Here is a 1864-nt window from a genome sequence, read left to right as displayed (position 1 = left end):
AGATTTTATCGCTTGAGTTTTTCTGTAAAACCGCTATAATGCGTTTCTTCTATGGCGGGTCTCCCCGCATGGTAATTCGGAACACCGGGTCAGGGGCGGAAGCCAGCAGCCCACTCTGATGAGCCAGTGCCGGGGGTTCGGCTCGCCACCTTATTCAAAAATGCCGGAGATGGTTAAGTCTCCGGCATTTTTCATTGTATAAAGCGTAATAAAAAGGCCGTCTGAAATCTCATTTTCAGACGGCCTTTGAGTTTATGAGCCAGCTATTTATGCTTCTTCTGATTTTGTATTGGGCAAAACGCAGTTCAGGATAATGGCCAATACGGCGCATAAACCTACACCGGCGAAGCTCAAAGTACCTACTTTGATAATCATGCCGCCGATACCTGTCGTCAATACGGAACTGACGATAACCAGATTTTTCGGCTGCATCAAATCGACTTTCGCATCAATCAATGTTTTGATGCCCAAAGAGGCGATTGTACCGAACAGCAGCAACATAATGCCGCCCATAACCGGCATAGGAATCGAAGCCAAAAACGCGTTGAACTTACCGAAAAATGCCATGAAAATCGCAAAAATTGCCGCCCAAGTCATGATAACGGGGTTGCTGTTTTTGGTAATCATCACCGCGCCGGTCACTTCACCGTAAGTGGTCACAGGCGGGCCGCCGATCAAACCGGCCACGCACACGCCCAAGCCGTCGCCGGCGAGGGTTTTGTCCAAGCCCGGGTCTTTAGTGTAGTTTTTGCCGGTTACATTACCGATGGCCATAATGCCGCCGATGTGTTCGATGGCCGGGGCGATGGCAACGGGCAACATAAACAAGGCAGCCTGCCAGTTGACTTGAGGCGTTTCAAAATGAGGGACGGCAAACCAAGGAGCGTTGATGATGGCGCTGGTATCGACCAAGCCCATGATCAAAGCCAACACATAGCCTGAAGCCACGCCGATCAGAATCGGAATCAGCTTCATCATTTTGCTGCCGAAGACAGAAACAATGACGGTTACCGCAAAGGTAAAGCCGGACAGAATCAGCGAGTCGATATAGTCGATGACCTGTTTTCCATCCGCCTGACCCATGGCCATGCTGCTGGCTGCAGCGGCCACGGACAAACCGATTACCATAATCACCGGACCGATAACCACGGGCGGCAACAGCTTGTGTACCGCATCTAGACCGCGCCATCTAATTAGCGCGGCAAAGACAAAGTACATGAAACCTGCCGCAAACAGGCCGAACATGGTAGAAGGCAGGCCCCATTCGCCGATGGAGTAGATAATCGGTGCAATAAAGGCAAAAGAAGAGCCGAGGAAAATCGGCACTTTACGTTTGGTAACCAATTGGAACAACAAAGTGCCCAAGCCTGCGCCCAATAATGCCAAAGCCGGGTTCAGTCCCGTCAGAAGCGGCACAAGCACCATGGCACCGAATGCGACAAACAAAATCTGCGCACCGGCTACCGCCGTTTTAAGCTGATTCATAAAAGCTCCGAAGAAAATTCAAATGGCGCAGATTATACTGATTTATCCTAATTGTGAACATTTATTTACAAAAGGCCGTCTGAACATATGTAACGATGACACCTGTTCAGACGGCCTTATTCGATAGCGAATTGTTAATAACTTATCAAAATCGATTAGGAAAATTTTCAGCCGCGTGTTTCGCGCCAAACCAAATAATCGCGCAGGGGTGGCATGGGCGGATTGATGCAGTGCGGACAGATGCCGGTTGTGTCTTCATCGTCGCTGTCGATATGGTAGTCGTTTGGATCGAAGCGCACCTGCTGCATCACAGCTTGCGCCAATGCTTGTTCCTGTACGACATCAAATTCAAATTTTTCCAAAATCTCATTCAATAGGC

At 49.4% G+C, this 1864-nt stretch carries 2 protein-coding genes and 1 other RNA gene; 1 reads left to right on the top strand and 2 read right to left on the bottom strand.

Annotated features, from left to right (window positions below):
• The first annotated feature begins 53 nt into the window (after positions 1 to 53).
• Positions 54 to 150, top strand: an RNA gene (ffs, locus tag ACTHUE_RS17410) — signal recognition particle sRNA small type.
• Positions 151 to 267: 117 nt separating this feature from the next.
• On the opposite strand, the gene ACTHUE_RS17405 is transcribed toward ffs, so the two are convergent.
• Positions 268 to 1485: a uracil-xanthine permease family protein gene (locus ACTHUE_RS17405; protein WP_003679234.1), complete on the bottom strand. Its 1218-nt coding sequence runs from the start codon at positions 1483 to 1485 to the stop codon at positions 268 to 270.
• A gap of 167 nt (positions 1486 to 1652) precedes the next feature.
• The coding region (locus ACTHUE_RS17400) for a hypothetical protein (protein WP_440424063.1) at positions 1653 to 1864 on the bottom strand (212 nt) is incomplete at its 5' end.

This window comes from Neisseria sp. P0021.S005, assembly GCF_051956955.1.
The sequence above is the reverse complement of the archived record's forward strand: the minus strand, read 5'-3'. Positions and strand labels throughout refer to the sequence as shown.